Here is a 19,391-nt window from a genome sequence, read left to right as displayed (position 1 = left end):
GTGGTGCGGTGTTCAAGTCGTCCTCCCCGTACAGCCCGTGGGGGCCGGTGGCCGATGGTGGGCACTCTTGGATGGAACATCGCGTCGGTGACGTCCACCCCGTCTTCGAAGATCGCCATCCACTTGGATCGCGGACTTGTCACGCACTGGCACGCCGCAGTGGGAGGAGACGGTGAGCAGTTCCTTCTTCACCGCGTTGTCGGGATCTGCAGTCGCCAAAGCCGGCGTTATTGACGTCCTCGGTGTCGACGCTTCCGGCTTGTTACTGCCGCTATTGCAGGTGACGAAGGTGAGCGAAGCGGCTGTGGCGGCAATTGCCCCACGCCTATGCAGAGGCAGGACGCCGAGGTAAGCCTGGCTCACAACTTCCTCCCCGTATAGGCCCATTGGCCCCGTGTGACGCTTACTGGTTGTCTGGTCGCGCTCGTAACGGTGGCAACCGTATGCATCTATTTGCAACGATCGCCTTCCGCTTGCGTAGCGCAATAGGCACGATACGCAACTCTCTGTCAACGGCCCACCCCGTTCGAGTCGTTGACCGTCGCAACTCGGTACTTACCGGCTCACAAGTTCGCAGAGACAAACGCAACTTGAGCAAGTCCGGTGTCACGCAGCAGATCTGCCGCACTCGTAGTCACCTTTCCGGTTCCCATGTGGTGCCTTGGCGTACAAGGAGCACTTCGCCGTTGCGGCCGTCTTCGCTCTCGCCCGCCGGATCGGTTCCGGCCCACACGAGGAGTACGCGTACGCGGTCGCCAGGACCGTCTGCTCTGCGGCCGATGCCAGCCTGGATTCGCGTATCACGGTAGGGCGCGCGCAGCGGCTGCCCAGTGAAATACCGGGGCCAGCCCTGACGGCCTGTGCCGGTGACCTCGGCCCTCCAGATGCGCGAGGCGAGTGCAACAAGCCGAGTCTCCAGTGCGTGAGGAAGGTCGGCGGGTGAGGATCGCTCCAGGAGCCGCTGCACGGCGGGGTCGCCTGCGGGTCCTTCTCCGGGAACCGGAACGTCCTGCGGGTTAGTTGGCACATGCTCTGACGGGGCGCGGGTGGTTGCCACGCCCTTCGGTGCGGCCGTTGGTTTCGTTACGTCATGGCTTGGATCAGGAGTGGGGGCGGCGGCGTGCGTGTGCGCCGGCCGCGCAGTTTCGTCGTGAGCGGCAGGACGCAGCAGTGTCACGCCGATCAGGACGCAGAGGGCAGCTACGGCGAGCGGTACGAGAGCGGAGGCCTTGCGCGGGGCGTGGGAGTCGGTGGTCACAGGAGTCGTGCACCCCCGGCGAATCCGTGGTCCCAGATTGCTTCGGAGCGGACCTTGGTGCCTGGCCGGGCGGCGTTGACCATCTGTCCGTCTCCGAGGTAGATCCCGACGTGATAGATGGTGGTGTCGCTGGCGGGGTCGTAGGCGAAGAAGACGAGGTCGCCCGGCTTGAGGGCGCCGACGCCGCGGCTGGCGGGGATGCGTTTGCCGTGTTGCGACTGGGCTGCGGCGGTGCGCGGGAGGCTGATGCCGACCTGGGCGTAGGCGTAGGTGGTCAGGCCCGAGCAGTCGTAGCCGGTGATGCGCGCCCCCGACTTCCCGCTCGGAGAGCAGCAGGTGCCCGGGGTGGGGCCTTTCGGGCCGCCGCCGCCCCAGGAGTAGGAAGTGCCCTGTTCACTCAAGGCGCTGGTGATGACGGTGCGGGCGTTCCCGGTGGCGTTGGCGCCGATGCGAATGGTGCCGTTGCCGAGCTGGCTGTAGCGGTCGATCCAGGACAGGACGTCGGCGACGTACGCGTCGGAGTGGTTGTACTGGAAGATCGCGGCTTTGAGCTGGGTGCGGTCGGTGAGGTTGCGTCCGTTGCCGCACAGGTAGACGGCGGCGCCGAGCGCGGCGTCGTCCGCATTGTGCGGGTCCTTGTCACCGTCACCGTTTCCGTCGCGCCCGCTCCCGGTCCAGGTGGCGGGCATGAACTGGAAGGGGCCCACCGCGCGGTTGTTGCCCTCGGGGAAGACGGTGGTGTTGCCTCCGACGCCGGAACCGTCCAGGAGGGGGCCGAGGATGTGCGGAGTGATGTCGCCGTTGGCTTTGATGGTGCGGCCCGCGGCGTGGTTGGACTCGATCTTGGCGATTCCAGCGAGGATCGGCCAGCGCATGCCCTTGCACTTGGGTACCTGGCCCGGCAGTTGGGATGCTGCCGACTGGTAGGCCGCGAGCATGCGCTGCGGGATGCCGGAGACTTTGCCCACGGTCTCCATGGCGGGGGCGGCGGCGGGCTCGCGGGCCGCGGCGAACACCACGAACAGGACCGGCAAGGCCACCACGAGGGCGAGGACGAGGGCGCCGGCGCATCCGACTTTCTTCACTGCTCCTCCCGCGCGCCGGGTTGGCCGTGGGAGTCGGTCCAGGTGCCCCGCCAGTAGTTCAGGCCGGAGCGTGAATCAGCGCTGAACTCGCTGGCGACGTTGCCGTAGTGCTGGCGCTGGCGGCCGAACTCCTGGGTGAGGTCCTGGGTGAGGACGCTCTTGGCCCGGCGTACCCGGGTCCAGGTGGCGGGCAGGCCGACGGTGGAGTGGAAGGCGACCTTGCTGGTGCCGACCAGGATGCGGCCGCCCCGGGTCCGCTTGAGCTGTTCCTCGAGGCGGGCTCCGGCGGGGATGTAGCCCTGCTGGTAGCCGCCGCTGATGATTCTTCCGGTGCGGCCGTCAACGACCTTCCGCAGGGGCTTTCCGTCCGGGCCCAGCAGGGGAAGCTGCCTCGGCGTACGGTGCGGGCCGATCAGGGCGGTGTGGGCGCCGTTCAATCCGAGGGCGAGGGGGGCCAGAGCCCTGCGGCCTTCGGCGCGGGCCTCGGCGAGGAAGCCACCTGGGTGCCCGACCATGCCCTCGGCATCCCCCAGGGCCTTCAGCCCTGCCGTGAGCCCCGCGTGGCGTCCCATGAACGAGACGTGCGCGGAGGAACCGCTGCCAGAGTGGCCGTAGCCGACGGACGACATCGCGGCTGCGGTGGCGGCCGCGTTCTCGCCCATCGTGTGGCTCCCGCCGATGCGGGCGTAGCGCATGCGGTCGGCGAAGCGGCGCCCCAGGGCGTTGCCCTTGCGGAGCATGATGCGGTGCCCGGCCAGTGCGGCAACGGCGAGGGCGTCCAGGAGGAACAGCCGTTCCACCAAAGGGGTCTGGTTGTCGGCGAGCATGACCCGGGCGGCCACTCCGAAGGCTGGAATGAACACGGCGACGCCGAACAGGACGACGACGGCGGAGGCGTAGATGCCGACCCATTTCCACAGCACGGCCCGGTTGGGGCCGGGCAGCATGGCCCAGGCGAAGACGAAGCAGCCGCAGACGGCGGCGATGACGCAGCCGAACTGTGCGGCGATGAGCGCCAGGACCATCGCCATGATGACGACGGCGATGATGACGGCGGCGATCAGGACCAGGAGGGCTCCGAAGACGCGGTCCCAGGTGACCTTCTCCATGTAGGCGGCGACGGCCTTTCCTTCGGCGCCGTGATCCTTGAACTTCTTGGCCGCGCCGTCGCCCATGAAGTCGTCGCGCTGGCAGTACCTCTTCGCCGGGCCGTAGAGCTTGTTGCACGGGTCGTTCTTGACCTTCGGTGGGTCGATGGCCTGCTTGTGGACTTTATAGAGGGGGTCGTCCTTGTCGATGACCCGGCCGTACTCCAGGAGCATGTAGGGCTGCACGACCAGGACTTGGGTGAGGGTGTGAGTGATCGGCTTAGAGACATCGGCGGCGGCCAGGGGGCGCTCGCCGCTCAGGCAGGTGTCGCGTGCCGGCCCGGCAACTGCGTCGCAGCTCGCCTTGCGCTTCTTGTCCTGGGCTTTGGCGGTGTCTGTGTCGCCTGCGGGGGTCTTGGCTGCCTCCTGGCGGCAGGTGTTCTGCGCGGGGCCGGTGATCAGGTCGCACGGGTCGTTGCCCTGGCGCTTGTCGCCGCCGTTGGTGGTGATGGAGGCGGCCTCCAGAGCGGCGCGCTGGGTCTGCTGGATCGGGCCGTCGTAGCCGAGCAGCATGGCGGGGCGCACGATGGTGGTCGCGGCGAGTGCGGCGATCAGCAGCGTGAGGAGGATTTCGCCGGCGCCTCGGGCGACCCTGCCCCGCATCACCAGGACGAGGCCGAAGACGAACGCCCACGCCAGGAACAGCCCTGCCAGCCCGAGCGGGCCGACGATGTTGTCCTGGTAGGCGTCGGAGATCGTCTGCGCGGGGCCGGCGAGCTTGTCGAGGATCGGGAACCGGTACGCCCAGTCGACCAGCCAGCATGCGAACTCGGTCACGATCCGTGCGAGGGCGAAGGCACCGGTCATGATCAGTTCCAGGGCGCCGTTCATCGCGGCGGTGATGGGGTCAGTGATTTCGCCGCCCCCGGCATGGCCGGTGAGCTCGTAGCGGTTGACCGGCACGCCCTCGGAGCTCTTCACGTTGAGCGGGTCGAGCAGTCCTCCGGAGGATCCACCGTCGGCGGCGAACGAGGGAGCACTGCTCGCGGCGATCAGCAGCACGGTCAGGGCTGCGACGGTCCCCACGGTCGTCCACCGGCTGCGGCGTGCGGGGTTCATGACTGCCTCCGTCGGCGGTTCAGCAGGATGACCAGGCCGAGCAGGGCGAGGACGAGGGTGAGCCGGAGCGCGCCTGTCCAGCAGAGCTCGCCCTTGGCGGGCGGGATGTGGGAGTCGGAACGCAGGCAGTACGCCTTGGCGGGGCCCACGATCAGGTCGCACGGGTCACTCGCGGGGGCCGCGGCAGCCGGCGCAGTGGAGGGCGTGATGCGCTCGGCGGCGAAGGCATTGCCGGTCTGCGGCCACCACGCGTCCGGAACGCCGGGTCCCCAGAGCATCGCCAGCACGGCGGCGGTCAGCGCCAGGACAGCGACCAGCGTCAGGGTGGCCCTGCGTACGGGGTGCGGGTGGGAAAAGGTGTCACTCATCGCGTACTCCAGAGGGCGCGGAAGCGGACGGGGGTGCGGGCCGGCCCCGGATGACGTCTCACTGCGGAGGTGCGGGGCTGTGCCGCTACTGTCGGGCTGACCGCTCACCGTCCCGCTTGCCGCTGGCGGGGCTCAGCCGTCACAGGGCCATAACTCCTGCGTCGAGCGGGCGTGGTGAGTCAGCCCTGCTGTGCTTGGTAAGCGGGAACCTTCGTGGTGAGCTGCGGCATCACCGGGGGCGTGCCGCCGGTGACCGATGCGCTGTGGCCGGTCTGGTCGGTGGGCGCGGTGGCTTCGGGGTTGGTGAAGATGTCCGCGAGGAGCCGCTCCAGGCCGGGGACCAGGACTTTGAAGCGCCCGATCTGCATGCGCGGATCGCGGCCGAGGATCTCGCCGGCGCGGTCCTTCTTACCGAAGGGCGACAGGTCGGTAGTGACCATGCGCAGCAAGTCCTGGTCGTCGCCGGGAAGTCCGAGCCATTCCAGGCCGCGGGCGGCCAGGACCGGGTCGGAAGTGCGGGAGATGAACCGGTAGGCAAGCAGCCCGAGGGTGGTGCTGGAGCCGAGTTCGCGGACGTCGTGGCAGCCCAGGCCGACACCGGCGCCGTGCTTGCGGCCGTCGTACACGATCTCGTCGACCAGGGCCTGGCCCTCGGCAGAGGAGGTCAGCCAGTACGCCTCGTCCAGGGGGATCAGGGTGAAGCGGGTGTCGGCGAAGGCGACTTCGCGGCCGATGGCTGCGATCAGGTAGAGGACGGCGCGGCCGATGAGCGCCTCGAGCGGCTGGTTGCGCATCAGCTCGGGGTTGGTGACTGCCTCCCTGGGCGGCAGGGTGAGTCCGGCGGTGGTGATGACGACGAAGTCGCTGGACATGCCGGAGGCGAGATCGAGGACCGGGAGTTCGGGGTCGAACACGGCGGCCGCGAGCGGCTCGTCGGCGGCGACCCTCAGCCACTCCACCAGTGAGGCAGCGTTGTGGGCCCTCGCTCCCTCGCCCGTAGCCATCTCTTCCAGGGCGACGAGGACCTCGGCCATGCACGGGAACGATGCGGCGCTGGCCTGCGCGACGGCCCGCTTGAGCAGGGCTCCGTACTCGGTCATCGGGCCCACCCCCAGCTGGACCGTCAGGTAGCTGAGTGCGTAGCGCGCGCCCACGGCCGGGTCGGCGAACACACGCAAGGGGTCGATGGACAGTTCGGCCTTGGCCGCGTCGACGACCTGGCAGCGCCCAGGGGCGGCGCTCTGCGCGAAGGCCGCCCATTCGCGGCGCTTGGTGCGGTCGATCGCGATGACACGCCCGCCGCGGTCGACGATCGAGGAGGCGATCATCTTGAGCAGGACGCTCTTGCCGCCGCCCAGGTCGCCGGCGATCCCGAAGGACGCGGACGCGTTCTGCATCGGGGCGTTGGCGATGTCGAGGAGGGTGGGGGTGACCGTGCCGACGTCCTGGCTGAACCCGATCATCGCGCCGGTCGGGTCGCCGAAGGACTGGCCGGTGAACGCGCCGTGCATCGCCCAGTCCTCACCGAGCTGATGCTGGGTGTACTGGCGGGCCGCGGGCGGTGTCGCCGTGGCCGGCAGGGTGAGGGTGAAGAGCTCTTCCTGCCCGCCGACCGGGCGCACCAGGCGGTAGTTGGCGCCGCGCATCCGACTCTGCAGGGCGCCGGCCCGCCGCTCACACTCGGCGGGACTCTCGCCCCACACGGTCATGACGGTGACCGACTGGACTTCGACCTCGACGCTGTTGCGGGCGGCCCGCGCGCCGAGGTCGCCGAGGTCCTCGGCGGCGTCGTGCATGTCCTCGGGCAGGCCTGTCTCGCGCTGCGCGGCGTACTGCTCGGCCTGGTCGACCAGGTCCCGCTTCTTCTTCTTGATCTCCGCGGCGACCTTCTCGGTGGGCACGAGCTTCAGGTCCGTCACCCAGTCGACGCCGAAGGGGAGACGGTCCAGCTCGGCGAGGAAGTCTCCGCCCGTGGCAAGGAACTTGCGCGGCATCTCCGCCAGCGCCAGGTGCGCCTGGTAGGAGCTGCCCGCCTCGGACTCGACCTGCAGCCACCGGCGCCCCACCCGCGGCCCGGACTTTCCCTTGCCGCGCGCGCTGCGACCTCGGACAGCTTTGCGTTCGGGCTCGGGTTCGTCGCTTCCGCCTTCCAGGATCCGCACCTGACCGAGGTCGGCGTGCGAGGGGGCACGCAGGACACCGCTGACGAGGCGGCTGCCGCGCAGCTCGGAACGCTCGGACTCGGCGAGCAGCGGCTCGTCCAGGCCGCGGGCGACGGCGTGCTGGTGCATCCACACGATCTCCGCCGGGCGGGCCGGGTGCAGCTCCAGGCCGCCGCCGAACTCCGCCGCCATCTGGCGGGCGCGCTGCTGGTATTCGGTGACCTCGTGGGCGGGTACCGGTGCCGGGGGCAGGCCGAGCGTGGCCGACAGTTCGGCCCACGCGGTGGCGAACGCGGCGGACAGCTCGGCCCGTGCGCCGCTCGTCTCCAGCGGGACGGCCAGCCATAGGGTGCGCTTGTGCATCTCCACCGGTGCATCCAGGTCGTCGCCGGCGAGCAGGCGCAGCTGCGCGTCGGCGACCTCGGCCCAGTGCGGGTTTTTGACGTAGTCGACGCCGGCGACGGTGCGGGCCACGACCTCGCCCGGATCCACCCGGGCGCACAGCCCGTAGATGCGGGCGGCGCCGGGCAGCGAGCGGACCAGCGAGGTGACTCGGTTCAGGAGTTCCTCGCGGGTGCGCTCGCCCACGTAGCGCGAGCCCTCGGCCGGCACCGCCCAGATCGCCCACACGGCACCGGAGGTGGACCACACCACGTTGTCGACTATGTGCCGGATCGCGAGCTTCATCCGCGGGCCTCCTGCCGCTCACGCAGCATCTGCTGCATAGGCGTGGGCGCTGGGCGCGGGCCCGGCGCGGGCCGACGTGTCCCCGGGCGGCGACGCCCCCAGCGCGGTCCGGTCGACATGCCTTGCGCACCACGGATGTTCCGGCCACGCCGCGGCCCGGGCGCGGAGGGCCGCGCGGGGTGCGCAGAGGGAGCCGCACCGGCAGGGCGAGAGGCGGGCGCCATGGTGTCCTCGATGAGGAAGCTGCCGTGCAGGCTGCTCACCTTGGGATCGCGTACGGTGCTCCCGCCGATCCGGCCGCCGTGCGGCTGGAGGGCGAATTGAACCCAGCCGTAGGCGGTCCAGAGCGGGGAGCGTCCGCCGATGGAGGTGGCGCGCGCCGCCCAGACGGCGAAGCCCAGGGCAACCACCGGTACGGGTCCCAGGGATGACCAGAGGGAGAACGTCTTGATCAGCAGGAAGGTCCCGGCGGCGGCAATGGCCAACTGGGCCGGGGTGTAGGGCCCGAGCGGCAGGGTGAAGTCGCCGATCTTGCCCAGTACCCAGGGGTGCCGACGGGCACGCGTGTACGAGCGGCCGACGCGAAGGGAGGTGGGGCTGCTCATGTCCGCTCACCGCCCGCGCCCTGCATAGTCAGCGTCGCGTTGTGCGAGCCGGGGCCGGGATCCAGCGGAGCCTCAACAGGCGCCGCTGCGCCGTTGTTGAGCAGTTCGTTCTTGAAGTAGTCGGCCAGGTCGCCGCGCGCGGAGTAGATGCCGAGGCAGATCACCAGACCGAGCAGCCCGCCGATGCCGGCCTTCAGGCTGAACTTTTGGATGACCTTGCCGACGACGATCCCGATGAGGGACAGCTTCAGCGTCTTCTCCGCCCAGCCGCTGCTCAGGCCCAGGAGTCGGTCGCCCATGTCCTTGAACTCGGCGGCCATGACGATGGAGTGCAGGGTGCTCATCGCGTGATCTCCCAAACCGCATCGGTGCCCTGACTCGCAGCGACCGTCCGCATCGTCGTGGCCGTGCCCTTCAGCGCAAAGTCCGTGTGGCTGCTCGCGGTCTTCGCCTTTCCGGTCTTGTCCTCCAGGCCGGACTGCAGCGCGGTGACTTCCCACCGGCCGGCGCGCGCCGTGAAGGCGAGTGCGTACGACAGCGGCCACTGGCCGCCCGCCGCGTCCGTCGCGGTGACCTGTGCCTGCACGCGTACGACGGAGCCGTCCTGGCCCGGCTTTCCGTCCGTGGCCTGGACAGCCCGCAGTTCGTCGATCTGAACCGAGGCGAACGACGACTCGGCAAGCGCGGGAAGCGTGATGCCGGGGGCGAGATACCGCTCGGCGCCACCTTCGGCGCCGAGGTAGGCAGTCAGGAACTCGGAAACGGTCGACGCGAGGGCCGAGCCGTCCGGGACCTCGCGCCCGTAGGGGGTAGCGCTCTCTGCGATCACGCTGGGGGCGGCGACCTCCATCGGCGCGGCCGGGACGGCGAAGGCCGGCGTGGTGCCCGCGTCCTTGGCCACCACCGGCAGCGCGAAGTACCGCACGCTCGGCGCTGCGGCCGTGCGCTCGGATCGGTCACGGACCGGCTCCTTGAACGTGACGGCGAGCGTGACCGACCACGCGTCCTGTGCCTGGCGGGCGGTGCGCACCGTGGCCAGCCGTTCGACGGCCGGACTCTTCTCGCCCCAGGTCGGCATCGGCACGGACGGAGCCATCGCGTGCAACTCGTCAGCGGCCGGACCGTCCTCACCGCCGCCGCGCAGCCACAGGCCGAGGAACAGTTCGGCGTATCCAGCCGGGGTGACCGACGGGGTGCGCAGTTCGGCAGTCCGCGTGACCGGTGCCGGGGTGTTGCGCACCGCGGTGTCCGGTCGTGCGCAGCTGGAGACCAACGCAAGCGGACCGGCAGCCACCGCGAGCCACACCGCGGTGCGCATCACGGCCGCCCGGCGCACCGGCAGTGACCGGGCACGCGGCGGCGAGCCCGCCGACGGCTGATCTTTCGTGGGGCCGCGCCGGTCACGGCGCAGGGAAGCGGACATCGACGGCTCCTCCAGAGCGGGATTGAGGCTGTGCCGTCACTCTTCGCCCGCCCTCTCACCGCCCCGCTTCCCAGCACCGGCCTGACGCCGTCACGAGCCCATAACTCCTGCAGTGGTGAGCGGCCCTGGGCCTGGTGGTAAGCGTGGTGGTAAGTGGGCCAGGCCGTGGTGAGTTCCGTCCTCCCACACTCACCACCCCAGGTCAGACACGGTTTTGAGGGCCTGGCACCGGATGAGGGAACTGCTCGCAGTCCCGGCCGTGAGTGGCGGCTCCGCCCATAAAAGACAGGTCAGGGGCAGGCGCTCAGGCGGGCCGCCATAGGGATCAGCGCCGGCGGCCGGTCTGATGAGAGTCCGCCGCTCGAAGGTCACGCTCCCCGAGCCGAGCGGGCAGTGACCGGCCGACCCAGTGGCCGGTGACCGCGCCCCTTGAATCGGTCGTGACCGGTGGCCGATCCCGTGGAATCGGTCACCGGTCACGACCCGTCGGTCACGCTCTATCGGTCACAGGACGCAGCCGCAGATCGGTCACCGCAAAGGGGCTGAAACGCCAGTGACCGGTGACCACATCGGTCACCGGTCACTGCGCCAGGCTTCAGTCAGGTGTTGACCGACCTGAGGTGGGCACGTCCCTGCTGCCGCCGCTGCTCTTCGCGGTACTCCTTGGCTGCGATGACACGGCGCTGCCCGGTCTTGGGAGAGACGCCCAGGCGGCGGGCAACCGCCGCGCCTGAGAGCGTCTTGCCCTCGGCGTCCGCCTCGCCGAGCCACGTGACCACCGTGAGGATTTCCTGCTGCACGGGGTCGGGAATCGACTCCTCGGTCTGCTGCTCGGGCAGCCGTGCGGTGGCCTCGCCGGTGTCGGTCACTGTCGCTTCCCAAGCGGTGGCTTCCTCGCCGGAGCTGACCGTGACCGATTCGCCGGGCCCTCCACCGGAGACGGTCCATCCAGCCCCGCTTCCCTCCGGGGCGCCAGCCGCGGATGCCGCCGACACGGGGACCGGCTCGGCTGCCGGAGTGCCGAAGCCCGGAAGCGCATCGGAGACGGCCTGTTCGGTCACCGCGCCGATGCTGGCGCTGCCCATGACCGACGGATCGGTCACCGGCAGGCCGGCGTTCTCGGTCTCCATGTCCGGGAGTGGCTCCGTGTCCCTGTCCGGACCGTCGTTGTCCGTCAGGACGGGTCCGTATGCGTCTGCGGGGGAGACCCCGAACTCCCACTCGTCGACGGGGTCAACGAACCGACCGACGTCGTCGGTGTGGACCGCGTTGTTGTTGAACGGATCGGTCTGCGCAGCTGCGCCAGCATGGACTGCCGCAGCTTGCCCCTGCTCGGCGTACGAGGGGTCGTAGCTTCCTTCGTACGAGGCCGATGGCGGCGGTGTTGTGAACCAGGGGCTCGACTCTTCCGCTCCTTCAGCTTCAGCCGTCGGCCTGGAGGGAGCTGGCTGCGGCTCGGTGGTCGTGAGAGCCGGGCGTTCCAGCTCGGCCACGGCCGGGGCCGGGGGCAGCAGCGCGGGTTCGATGCCGGCGGCGGCCAGGCCGGCGGGGGCGGTCTCGGCGAGCGGGACGCCGTAGCGCGCCAGGCGCAGCGGCATCAGGGACTCGACGGGAGCCTTGCGGCGCCAGGCGCGGCCGAAGCGGGACCGCAGCCGCGCCTGGTAGACGAGCCGCTCCTGCTCCAGCTTGATGACGGCCTCGTAACTGCGCAGCTCCCACAGCTTCATCCGGCGCCACAGCAGGAAGGTGGGCAGCGGGGAGAGCAGCCAGCGCGTGAGGCGCACGCCTTCCATGTGCTTGTCGGCGGTGATGTCGGCGATCCGGCCCACTGCGTGCCGCGCCGCCTCGACCGAGACGACGAAGAGGATCGGGATGACGGCGTGCATGCCGACGCCGAGCGGGTCGGGCCAGGCGGCCGCGCCGTTGAACGCGATCGTCGCGGCCGTCAGCAGCCACGCGGTCTGGCGCAGCAGCGGGAACGGTATGCGGATCCAGGTCAGCAGCAGGTCCAGGGCAAGGAGTACGCAGATACCCGCGTCGATGCCGATCGGGAACACATAGCTGAACGTCCCGAACCCCTTCTGAAAGGCGAGCTCGCGCACAGCTACGTATGAGCCCGCAAAGCCGATGCCGGCGATGACCACCGCTCCGGCGACGACCACGCCGATCAGGACGCGGTGGGTCCGGGTGAGCATGGCGGTGGTGGGTTCCCTCGGTTCCTTCGCCGCAGTCACGTACTGCCGCCCCTCCATCATCAACAGTTAGCAATCTTCACCCTGTCATGCACGCGCGCCGTACAGTCGTTCGTTGCCTGATCGGTGGTCAGGACAGCGTCCGAGTCGCACCGCACGTGCCGTTTCGTCCCGGCGGCCCAGGTCGTGACCGGCTGGGCCGCCTCGAGCGGCTAGCCAGCGGACCCGGCGGCGTTCCAGGCCTTGAGCCAGGACATGAGTTCCGGCTCGGTGTAGTAGGTGACCTTGCCGTCCGTGACGCCGTCCGGGACGGGAACACCCTTGGCCTTGGACCGCTGCAGCAGGTACTTGCGTGCCGTGTCGTAGTGCCACGGCAGGATGCCGCGCTTGCACGCTTCGGCGATGCTGTACGTCTGGGGCAGCGCCTCGTCCTCGGCCTGTTCCGTGGCGATGGCCACGGCCTGCTCGCCTGTCCCGGTAGCTGTCCCGCTGGCCGTCCCGAGAGGGGCAGTCCCGGCGCCTGACCAGGGAACATCCCCCTGTTGCCCCCTGTTTCGACGCACCGGGACAACAGGCCGGGACAGCGGAGCGAATTCCCCGCCCGGCAGGAAGTCGTCGGCGGCCGCCTCTTCCTGAGCCTGCATGAGTGCTTCCGCGGTGATCCATGGAGCCATCTCTCCACGGTCGAACCACTCCGGCGCCTGGGGGGCCTCGGCGAGCAGCTCCTTGACGTGCGGAGTGATGTAGGCGGCTTGGAACTCGCGCACCCAGGCGAAGTCGCCGCCGTCCGGGTCCGTCTTCTTGTCGGCGTACGCCCCGCGGCCCTTGACGTCCGTGTCGTATCCGAAGCGCGGCGCGTTCTGCCCGAAGGCAACGCCCCAACTCACCATGTCCTGCTTACCAATGGTGATCTTCGTGCCGATCTGCTTCCGGCCGATCGTGCCGCCGAACAGCGCGTTGTCGAACTGCTGGGCGCCGACGACGACGCGGTGCCCCGAAGAGCGCCCCATCATCAAGATGATGGTGAACCAGTCGATGAACGGCGGCGTGCCCTTCTGCCGGATCCCGAACTTCCACCAGGTGTAGGCGAACCGGATGAGGGTCGGCAGTTCGTCGATGACGAGGAGCCGGGGCACCAGCGTCCGCCTCAGCCGCGGGTCGCCGTCCAGGCCGTTGGCCTTCTCCGCCGCGATCATCGACGTCATGAACTCGGCGATAGCGCCCATGCAGGCGCGGGTCGTCTTGTGGACCCGTACGCCGCTGTGCCCTTCCGCTTCGATCATCGAGTTTTCCTTGTTGTCGAGGATGTCCACGACCCAGCCGTTCAGGCGCCCGTGCACCACAGGGATGTAGAGGACCGTGCTCTTCCCAGCGCCGGTGTCCCCGGCAACGCCCCAGTGAGGGGTATCTGATTCGGTGGACACCACCACGTCGACGACCTGGTCGCCCTCGATGGCCTGGCCGACGAACACCTTGAACGGGTTGCCCGTCGATTTCCACGGCACTGAGGCCGACAGCTGTGGCCGAGGCTTCGGCGCCGGTTTCGGCGTGAACTGGGCGTAGTGGCACCGGCCACGCTGGAAGTAGGCGCCGTTCCATTCACCGGGGATGCGGGTGGCGATGGCGAGGGCCAGCGCTGCGCGTTCCTTCTCGTGCCCGAGCCACTGCAGCGGCAGCCGGATGACGATGCGTGCCTCGTCACTGTGCAGGTCGTCGGAAAGGTCCAACCAGTAGCGCTCTCCGCGCTGCTGATCCTCACCGGACAGGCGCAGGACCTGGATCAGTGCGGCCCACAGCCCAGGCCCGTAGATCTGTGCATCGGTCCGGTCGGCACTCCGGCCACCCATCACCTTCACCAGAACGAGCACGAGGGGCACGGCCACCGCGAGGCCGACGAGTGTCACGACAGGGGCACGCCACAGGCCGATTCCGGCGGCCACCGCACCCAGGCGCACGACAGAGCGCGCCGCTCCCGGCCATTGGTGCCAGAATCCCAGCCGGGCCGCCCCGCCCGGGGCTGCTTCGCCGACGTCGGACTGCTCGACGGCGGGCGTTGCCCTGGCGACGACGGCTCCTCCATCCATGGCGCCGGCGGAGCTCAGCGGCCCGCGGTCCAGGAGGACGCCCCGGCGCAGAAACGTCGCGTCGCTCCTGGGCTCGCCCCACAGTGACTGACCTGCAGCGAAGCGCCACAGTCCGCCAGCAACAACACCCAGCCCCTCAAGCAGTACGTCAGCTGCGCCGTCGAGCCCGGGCCGGTTCTTCTTCCCTTGCGCCGCGAGCCTGCGCGAGCCGAGCCCACCCATGACTCCGACGGCAACTGCGACGCTGACCACCCAAATCTGCAGCTCTTCTATGGTGTTGGGCAGCAGCGGGATCACCCAGGAGGCGATCCATCCCCTCTGGCCCTCATCCGCTCGCGGAGGCGAGGCAGCGGCGTATAGCGCCTCGCCTCCCATCAGGTACGGAACCATCGTCACGTCTCCTCACATCGGCTGAGGCAGCTGCCGCACGGCAGCCACCGAAGCGGATGATGGCGGCCGGCCCTCACCGCAGCACTCACCGTGTGACGCTCACCGAGGTCACGGAGGAATGACGATCTCGCAATCGGACAGACCGGGCCCGACGAGACGGTGTCCCTACCGCGGGTCCGCCTCACCCGGCACGGTCACACGCCGGGAACGCCGATGGATGACGTCCGGCAGCTGGCGGGAGCAGGCGGTAGGGATGAAGAACAGCCCGATCATGCCGAGCCCAGTCACGGTGACTGGTGGTCTGCACGAGAGTGTCAGTAGTGATTCGTCATCTGGGTGTCAGTGAAGCAGCGGGGTCTGGGGCGTTTCGAGCTGTAGTTCATTCTTGACCTATGGCGGTTTGGGGTGCTGTGGTGGGTGGTGTGAAGACTCCCGTCATCCGCATGACCCGGCCGACAGTTGAAGTGCTGCGTTTGTTGCTTGCGGCGCCGGCGGACGCCCCGCTGTGGGGAGCGAGAGTTGGCGAGCTGGCCGACCTTGGGAAGAGCACGGTGTCGCAGATCCTCACCCTGTCCGGCCCCGCTGCTCGTTCCCGGCTGCTCACCGGCTGAGGCGGATGCGCGGCCCCCACGCGAACTCGAGGTCGTCCAGGAAGACGTCCTCCATCTCCTTCTCCCACTGGCCGCGCAGACCGAACGGGTGGGTCTCCATCCGCTCCAGGATGACCAGGGTCTCGGGCTGCCCGACCAGCGCGTACCGGCCGTGCGAGGCGGGCCTGCTGCCCGGCCCGTACGCCCGCAGCAGCTCCTCCAGGCGGGCGCGGCGCTGCTCCACGAACGCCTCCAGGCGCTCGATGTACCCCTCGCGTTCCTCGGGGCGCACCGTGCTCAGCGCGACGTCCAGGAACTCCCCGTCCGGCCAGTGACGCGTCCCCGGCGCGGCCAGGGCCCACGGGAAGCGTTCCGCCGCCGCAAGGACGTCCTTTGCCTCCAGCGGCGGCACCGGGGCCGGGGCGGGTTCTTCCGCCGGCGCTTCCTCCAGGGCGGGGGAGACCGGCTGCTGAACGTGGGCGAGCAGCATGGCGCTGGAGGCGGCGCGCCCGCGCTGGGCGGTGGCGGTGGTGTCGGCGATGCGCAGCAGGTAGCTGGCGACGTCGCGGACCCCGGCGAACCAGCCGTCCTCGAACCGCGGCTCGGACCCGTGCGGGGCGCTGCTCTCGGAGATCCAGGTGTGGGCGCCGGCCACCGCCCCGGCCTCCACCTTCGACACGATGTCGTCGGCCTGCTCGTCCGAGAGCCCGATGGCGGCCAGGGCCTGGAAGACGGTGAACCGTGCGCTCGTGCCCTCGTGCTGGTGGTGGCTGATGCGGGCCAGCTCCTGGCCGTACGCGTCGGCGTCGTGCTGCTCGGTGCTCACGCTGCGCCTCCCTTGTCTGTTCGGGTGCGATTGGCGACCCAGTCCGGATCGCGTACGGGCACCGGCGCCCGCGTGTCGGCGGCCGGGGCACGCATGATGCGCCAGCTGGTGCGCGGTGCGGTGACTACGTGGACCAGGACGACGACGGTCTGACGCACGGTGCCGCCCCGGACCCACGTCCCGGTGAAGCGGACCTGATCGGCCGCCCAGTCGCCCGCACGCCGCCAGGGGCGCAGCCGTCCGAGCAGATAGCCGGTCGCGAGCGCGGCGGCCGCGGTGACGACGACGGCCATCATCAGGACCACCGCATCCCGACCTTGGACAGCTGCTCCAGCCGCTCCGGGGACAACGCGGACGCCCGGCTCCGCTGGTTGTTGACCCATGCCCCCAGGCGGTACTGGTCCTCCCGGCCGTCCTCGGAGAGCACGGTCTCCACGTGCTTGCGCGGGACCTTGAGGTGGCCCTCGCGCTCGAAGAACTGCCGGGCGGCGGCGAGGTGGGCGGTCCACTTGTCGGCCTGCGTACGGGGCCGCTTCGGCTTCTCGTCCTCGGGCGCGGGCTCGATCCCGAGGACCTGCTCGCACATCCACTGCTGCACGCCGCTGAGCTGGTCCCACCCGTACCGCACCGACGTCACCCACCGTCCGAGATCCTCGCCCTGGCGCAGGACCTCGCCCGCCTCGGTGGGCAGCGCCTCGCCCGCGTCCAGGTGCATCCGCACCAGGTGGAAGCACCGCTGCCACGTCACGGGCCACGACGGGCACCAGGACGCGTCGATCTCCTCCAGCTGCTCGCGCCGCTCGTCCGACAGTGCCCCGGCCGACGACTCCACCGGCAGACCCTCCGCGCGCCGCCGCTCGATCTCCTGCGCCTTCCGGGCAGCGGCCCGCGCGTTCTTCAGCCAGATGCCCACCGCTGCGCCCTGGAACGTGGCGTCCAGCGGCGCCAGGAGGTGCCCGTTCTCGGCAGCCCACCCACGCGCGGCGGACAGGCCCTCCTCCCACGCGACGTCGAAGTGCGACCAGATCATGCCGAGCTTCTCCAGCTGGGCGACACGGTCCTCGTCCATCTCGCCGCGGGCGTAGAACCGGCGCGCGTCGGCGGTCCACTGCCCCAGCGGGAAGTTCGCGAGCGAGGCCGGCCACCCCGTGGCTTCCGCCTCCTGGTCGGCGACGGCGGGCACGCGGAACGTGAACGGCACCCGCAGGTCACCGTGCTCGCGGGCGTAGATCACGGCGGCCTCCACGCCGCGCCGCCAGTGCTCGTGTTCGGGGTTGAGGACACGCAGCTTGATGAACGCGGCGAGCGCGGCGGGGTCGCGGGGCGTACTGAACTTCAGCAGGGCCTTGGCGGGGGCGCTGACGCCCCCGGAGCCCTCGCCGCTCCCGCCCGTGCTCTTCCCGCTCTCGTCCTTGCTGACGGGCTTGTAGCGGCTCGGGGCCTGCTGCTCCGCGAGGGTCTCCACGATCCTCGCGTCGTGCGCCCGCAGCGCCTCCAGCAGCTTGGCGAGCCCGCCGAACGCCCTGCTCGTGAGCATGTTGTCCGCCGTCTCTCCGGGTCCGAGCAGCACCGGCACGACCAGGCTGGCCATCTTGCCCTCGCCCGGCTGCATCCGTAGTGCCCGGCCGACGGCCTGGACCAGGTCGGGCATCGAGCCGCGGACGTCCGCCCAGTACACGGAGTCGCAGTTCTTCGTGTCGACGCCCTCGCCCAGCACCTTCACCGAGCACAGGAAGCACTTCTCCACCACGGTGCCGTCCGTGGCGATCCCGGCCGCGAACTCACCGAGCAGCCGGCGCCGGTGGAGCGGCTTGTGGTCCCCGCAGAGCCAGTCCGCCCAGATCGTCTTCGGGTACAGCTCCGGGTCGGCCGCGTGCAGCTGCGCGGCGACGTCCGGGAGGCCGGCCGCGAAGGCTTCGGCCTCCTTGACGACGTGGTGGAAGACGAGCGTGCGCCGGAAGTTCTCCTCAGCGGACGCCTTCACCAGGGCGGTCTGCAGGGCGGCGAGCCGGGCCCCGCGGACCTCTGCCGACCGGCCTTCGGCTCCCAGGAGCTGCGCGGCCTGGAGCGCGGTGTCGGTGACGTCCACGCATACGACCTGGTAGGGGGCGCAGATTCCCCGGTCGATGGCCTCCGAGAGGGTCAGAGTGAACGCCCGGCTGCCGAAAGGGCCCTCGGGGTCGTCTTCCATGCTCGCGACCAGCTCGCCGGGTGCGCCGCCCTCGTCCTCGTCCCCGAGCTGCCACAGCCGCGGCGTGGCCGTCATGTAGAGGCGGCGCAGGGACGGGATCTTCTGGTTGTCGTGGACGACCGCCCACGGCTTCCCGATCCGGCCCGAAACACGGTGGGCCTCGTCCACGACGATCAGGTCCCAAGCCGCCAAACCCGCAGCGTGCGCCCGCTCCAGCGTGCCCAGACCGAGGCTGGCGTACGTGGCGTAGACGGTGACCTTGTCCAGGCCCCGCGTCCACTCCACCAGCTCTTCCACGTCCGTGGTGTTGGGGAAGGACACCTCCTCGCCCCGCAGGGAGGACACCCCGATCATCGGCCCCCGGCGGCCCCCCTCGCGCCACGCGGCCTCGGTCTGGGCGAGCAGGTCCAGCGAGGGTACGAGCACCAGCACACGGCCTGCGTGGAGCTCCTCCGCGCTGCGGACCGCCACCCTCGTCTTCCCGGACCCGGTCGCCATGATCACCTGCGTTCGAAGCCCTCGTTCGGGCACAAGTGATCTTGCAGGCAATTCGAGGGTACGCACGACCGCGTCAATGGCTTCTCGCTGGGCGGCCTCGCGCTGATCAACGCGGTTAGTGGTTGACATATCCGTCTGCCTTCTCGTGGATTCCGTCCGGTCGATTGGAGCGGCGGGAAACGGAAAACGTGCACGTAGAGGAGCTGTGAGAGCTAGGGTTGGATTGACGCGGTCGGCTTGTGTCTCCGCCCTCCCGATCACCGGTCAGGCCGTGTCGTGGATCTCGAAAACCTCTCGGAGTGCTCCGGGGTGGCGTGCTCTAAGTCCAGAGTCTATCTCGCTCTCAAAAAAGAGACACACAGAATCCCGAGATTCCCCCTAACGTGGCCGAAAGCTGCTAGTCTTTCCTTATCGCAAGCCCCCAAGAGACCTTGACGGTTCCTCAATCTGCACCCCCGCTCGAGAGACCGGCCCCCGTGCTCCGTCACTCGCTCCGACTTCCCGTCATCACCCTTCCTCTTGCTGCTCCTTGTGGCGCGAGCCCTGTGGGTGGGCCGCGCGGAGCGTGGCGCGCCTTGCCTGTACGAAAGTTGGGGGCGCGCCCTGGAGTGGCTGGAGCGCAGCGGAGGCCACGGGCCGGCCGGAGGTCGGCCCCGGCCCGCAACGCGGGCCGTCTTCACTGCTGTTGGTGGTGCGCGCGCAGCGCGTGCCGCCTGGCGGTGAGCGCAGCGAACCGCATCCGCTCACGCGGAGCGTGAGCGGCCGGGGAGCGCAGCGACCCGGCTCGCTGTGACGGGCGCAGCCCGGAGGGACCCGCTCCGCGGG

At 70.0% G+C, this 19,391-nt stretch carries 13 protein-coding genes; 1 reads left to right on the top strand and 12 read right to left on the bottom strand.

Annotated features, from left to right (window positions below):
- Positions 1-1,254: 1,254 nt before the first annotated feature.
- From AC07EJ_RS26790 to AC07EJ_RS26750, 9 genes are all read right to left on the bottom strand, one after another.
- Positions 1,255-2,343 (bottom strand): C40 family peptidase, encoded by a 1,089-nt coding sequence (locus AC07EJ_RS26790; RefSeq protein ID WP_478885064.1) that lies wholly within the window; start codon positions 2,341-2,343, stop codon positions 1,255-1,257.
- On the bottom strand, positions 2,340-4,550 hold the full coding sequence (locus AC07EJ_RS26785; protein ID WP_478885063.1) for a hypothetical protein: 2,211 nt from the start codon (positions 4,548-4,550) through the stop codon (positions 2,340-2,342). The genes AC07EJ_RS26790 and AC07EJ_RS26785 overlap by 4 nt, the downstream gene beginning before the upstream one ends.
- A complete protein-coding gene (locus AC07EJ_RS26780) occupies positions 4,547-4,918 on the bottom strand; it encodes a hypothetical protein (protein ID WP_478885062.1) in 372 nt (123 codons plus the stop codon). The genes AC07EJ_RS26785 and AC07EJ_RS26780 overlap by 4 nt, the downstream gene beginning before the upstream one ends.
- Before the next feature lie 179 nt (positions 4,919-5,097).
- Positions 5,098-7,767, bottom strand: coding sequence for an ATP-binding protein (locus tag AC07EJ_RS26775; protein ID WP_478885061.1), 2,670 nt, complete (start codon positions 7,765-7,767; stop codon positions 5,098-5,100).
- Positions 7,764-8,372, bottom strand: a complete 609-nt coding sequence (locus AC07EJ_RS26770; RefSeq protein ID WP_478885060.1) for a hypothetical protein — start codon at positions 8,370-8,372, stop codon at positions 7,764-7,766. The genes AC07EJ_RS26775 and AC07EJ_RS26770 overlap by 4 nt, the downstream gene beginning before the upstream one ends.
- Positions 8,369-8,716, bottom strand: a complete 348-nt coding sequence (locus tag AC07EJ_RS26765; protein WP_478885059.1) for a hypothetical protein — start codon at positions 8,714-8,716, stop codon at positions 8,369-8,371. Before AC07EJ_RS26765 ends, AC07EJ_RS26770 begins: the two co-directional genes overlap by 4 nt.
- Positions 8,713-9,795, bottom strand: a complete 1,083-nt coding sequence (locus AC07EJ_RS26760) for a conjugal transfer protein (RefSeq protein WP_478885058.1) — start codon at positions 9,793-9,795, stop codon at positions 8,713-8,715. Before AC07EJ_RS26760 ends, AC07EJ_RS26765 begins: the two co-directional genes overlap by 4 nt.
- A gap of 599 nt (positions 9,796-10,394) precedes the next feature.
- Positions 10,395-11,990, bottom strand: coding sequence for a DUF2637 domain-containing protein (locus tag AC07EJ_RS26755; protein ID WP_478885257.1), 1,596 nt, complete (start codon positions 11,988-11,990; stop codon positions 10,395-10,397).
- A 209-nt stretch (positions 11,991-12,199) separates the two neighbouring features.
- Positions 12,200-14,467, bottom strand: coding sequence for a type IV secretory system conjugative DNA transfer family protein (locus tag AC07EJ_RS26750; protein WP_478885057.1), 2,268 nt, complete (start codon positions 14,465-14,467; stop codon positions 12,200-12,202).
- Between the two features lie 416 nt (positions 14,468-14,883).
- Here AC07EJ_RS26750 and AC07EJ_RS26745 point away from each other — a divergent pair, with 416 nt between their 5' ends.
- A complete protein-coding gene (locus AC07EJ_RS26745) occupies positions 14,884-15,072 on the top strand; it encodes a hypothetical protein (RefSeq protein ID WP_478885056.1) in 189 nt (62 codons plus the stop codon).
- Here AC07EJ_RS26745 and AC07EJ_RS26740 read toward each other — a convergent pair.
- From AC07EJ_RS26740 to AC07EJ_RS26730, 3 genes are read right to left on the bottom strand one after another with little or no spacing between them, the layout of a single operon-like run.
- Complete coding sequence (locus AC07EJ_RS26740; protein ID WP_478885055.1) at positions 15,062-15,877, bottom strand: hypothetical protein; 816 nt, start codon at positions 15,875-15,877, stop codon at positions 15,062-15,064. The two genes, AC07EJ_RS26745 and AC07EJ_RS26740, sit on opposite strands and share 11 nt — an antisense overlap.
- Entirely contained in the window at positions 15,874-16,173 is a 300-nt protein-coding gene (locus AC07EJ_RS26735) for a hypothetical protein (protein ID WP_478885256.1), read from the bottom strand. The genes AC07EJ_RS26740 and AC07EJ_RS26735 overlap by 4 nt, the downstream gene beginning before the upstream one ends.
- A complete protein-coding gene (locus AC07EJ_RS26730) occupies positions 16,173-18,695 on the bottom strand; it encodes a helicase associated domain-containing protein (protein ID WP_478885054.1) in 2,523 nt (840 codons plus the stop codon). The genes AC07EJ_RS26735 and AC07EJ_RS26730 overlap by 1 nt, the downstream gene beginning before the upstream one ends.
- Between the last annotated feature and the right edge of the window lie 696 nt (positions 18,696-19,391).

This window comes from Streptomyces sp. NPDC045026 (assembly GCF_056432625.1).
Note: the sequence above shows the minus strand (reverse complement) of the source record. Positions and strands in the feature narration are given on the sequence as shown.

Coding starts and splice junctions, on each gene's coding strand:
- AC07EJ_RS26760 (WP_478885058.1), bottom strand. CDS start 9,795: ATGTCCGCTTCCCTGCGCCGTGACCGGCGCGGCCCCACGAAAGATCAG.
- AC07EJ_RS26765 (WP_478885059.1), bottom strand. CDS start 8,716: ATGAGCACCCTGCACTCCATCGTCATGGCCGCCGAGTTCAAGGACATG.
- AC07EJ_RS26780 (WP_478885062.1), bottom strand. CDS start 4,918: ATGAGTGACACCTTTTCCCACCCGCACCCCGTACGCAGGGCCACCCTG.
- AC07EJ_RS26730 (WP_478885054.1), bottom strand. CDS start 18,695: ATGTCAACCACTAACCGCGTTGATCAGCGCGAGGCCGCCCAGCGAGAA.
- AC07EJ_RS26775 (WP_478885061.1), bottom strand. CDS start 7,767: ATGAAGCTCGCGATCCGGCACATAGTCGACAACGTGGTGTGGTCCACC.
- AC07EJ_RS26770 (WP_478885060.1), bottom strand. CDS start 8,372: ATGAGCAGCCCCACCTCCCTTCGCGTCGGCCGCTCGTACACGCGTGCC.
- AC07EJ_RS26785 (WP_478885063.1), bottom strand. CDS start 4,550: ATGAACCCCGCACGCCGCAGCCGGTGGACGACCGTGGGGACCGTCGCA.
- AC07EJ_RS26755 (WP_478885257.1), bottom strand. CDS start 11,990: ATGCTCACCCGGACCCACCGCGTCCTGATCGGCGTGGTCGTCGCCGGA.
- AC07EJ_RS26735 (WP_478885256.1), bottom strand. CDS start 16,173: ATGATGGCCGTCGTCGTCACCGCGGCCGCCGCGCTCGCGACCGGCTAT.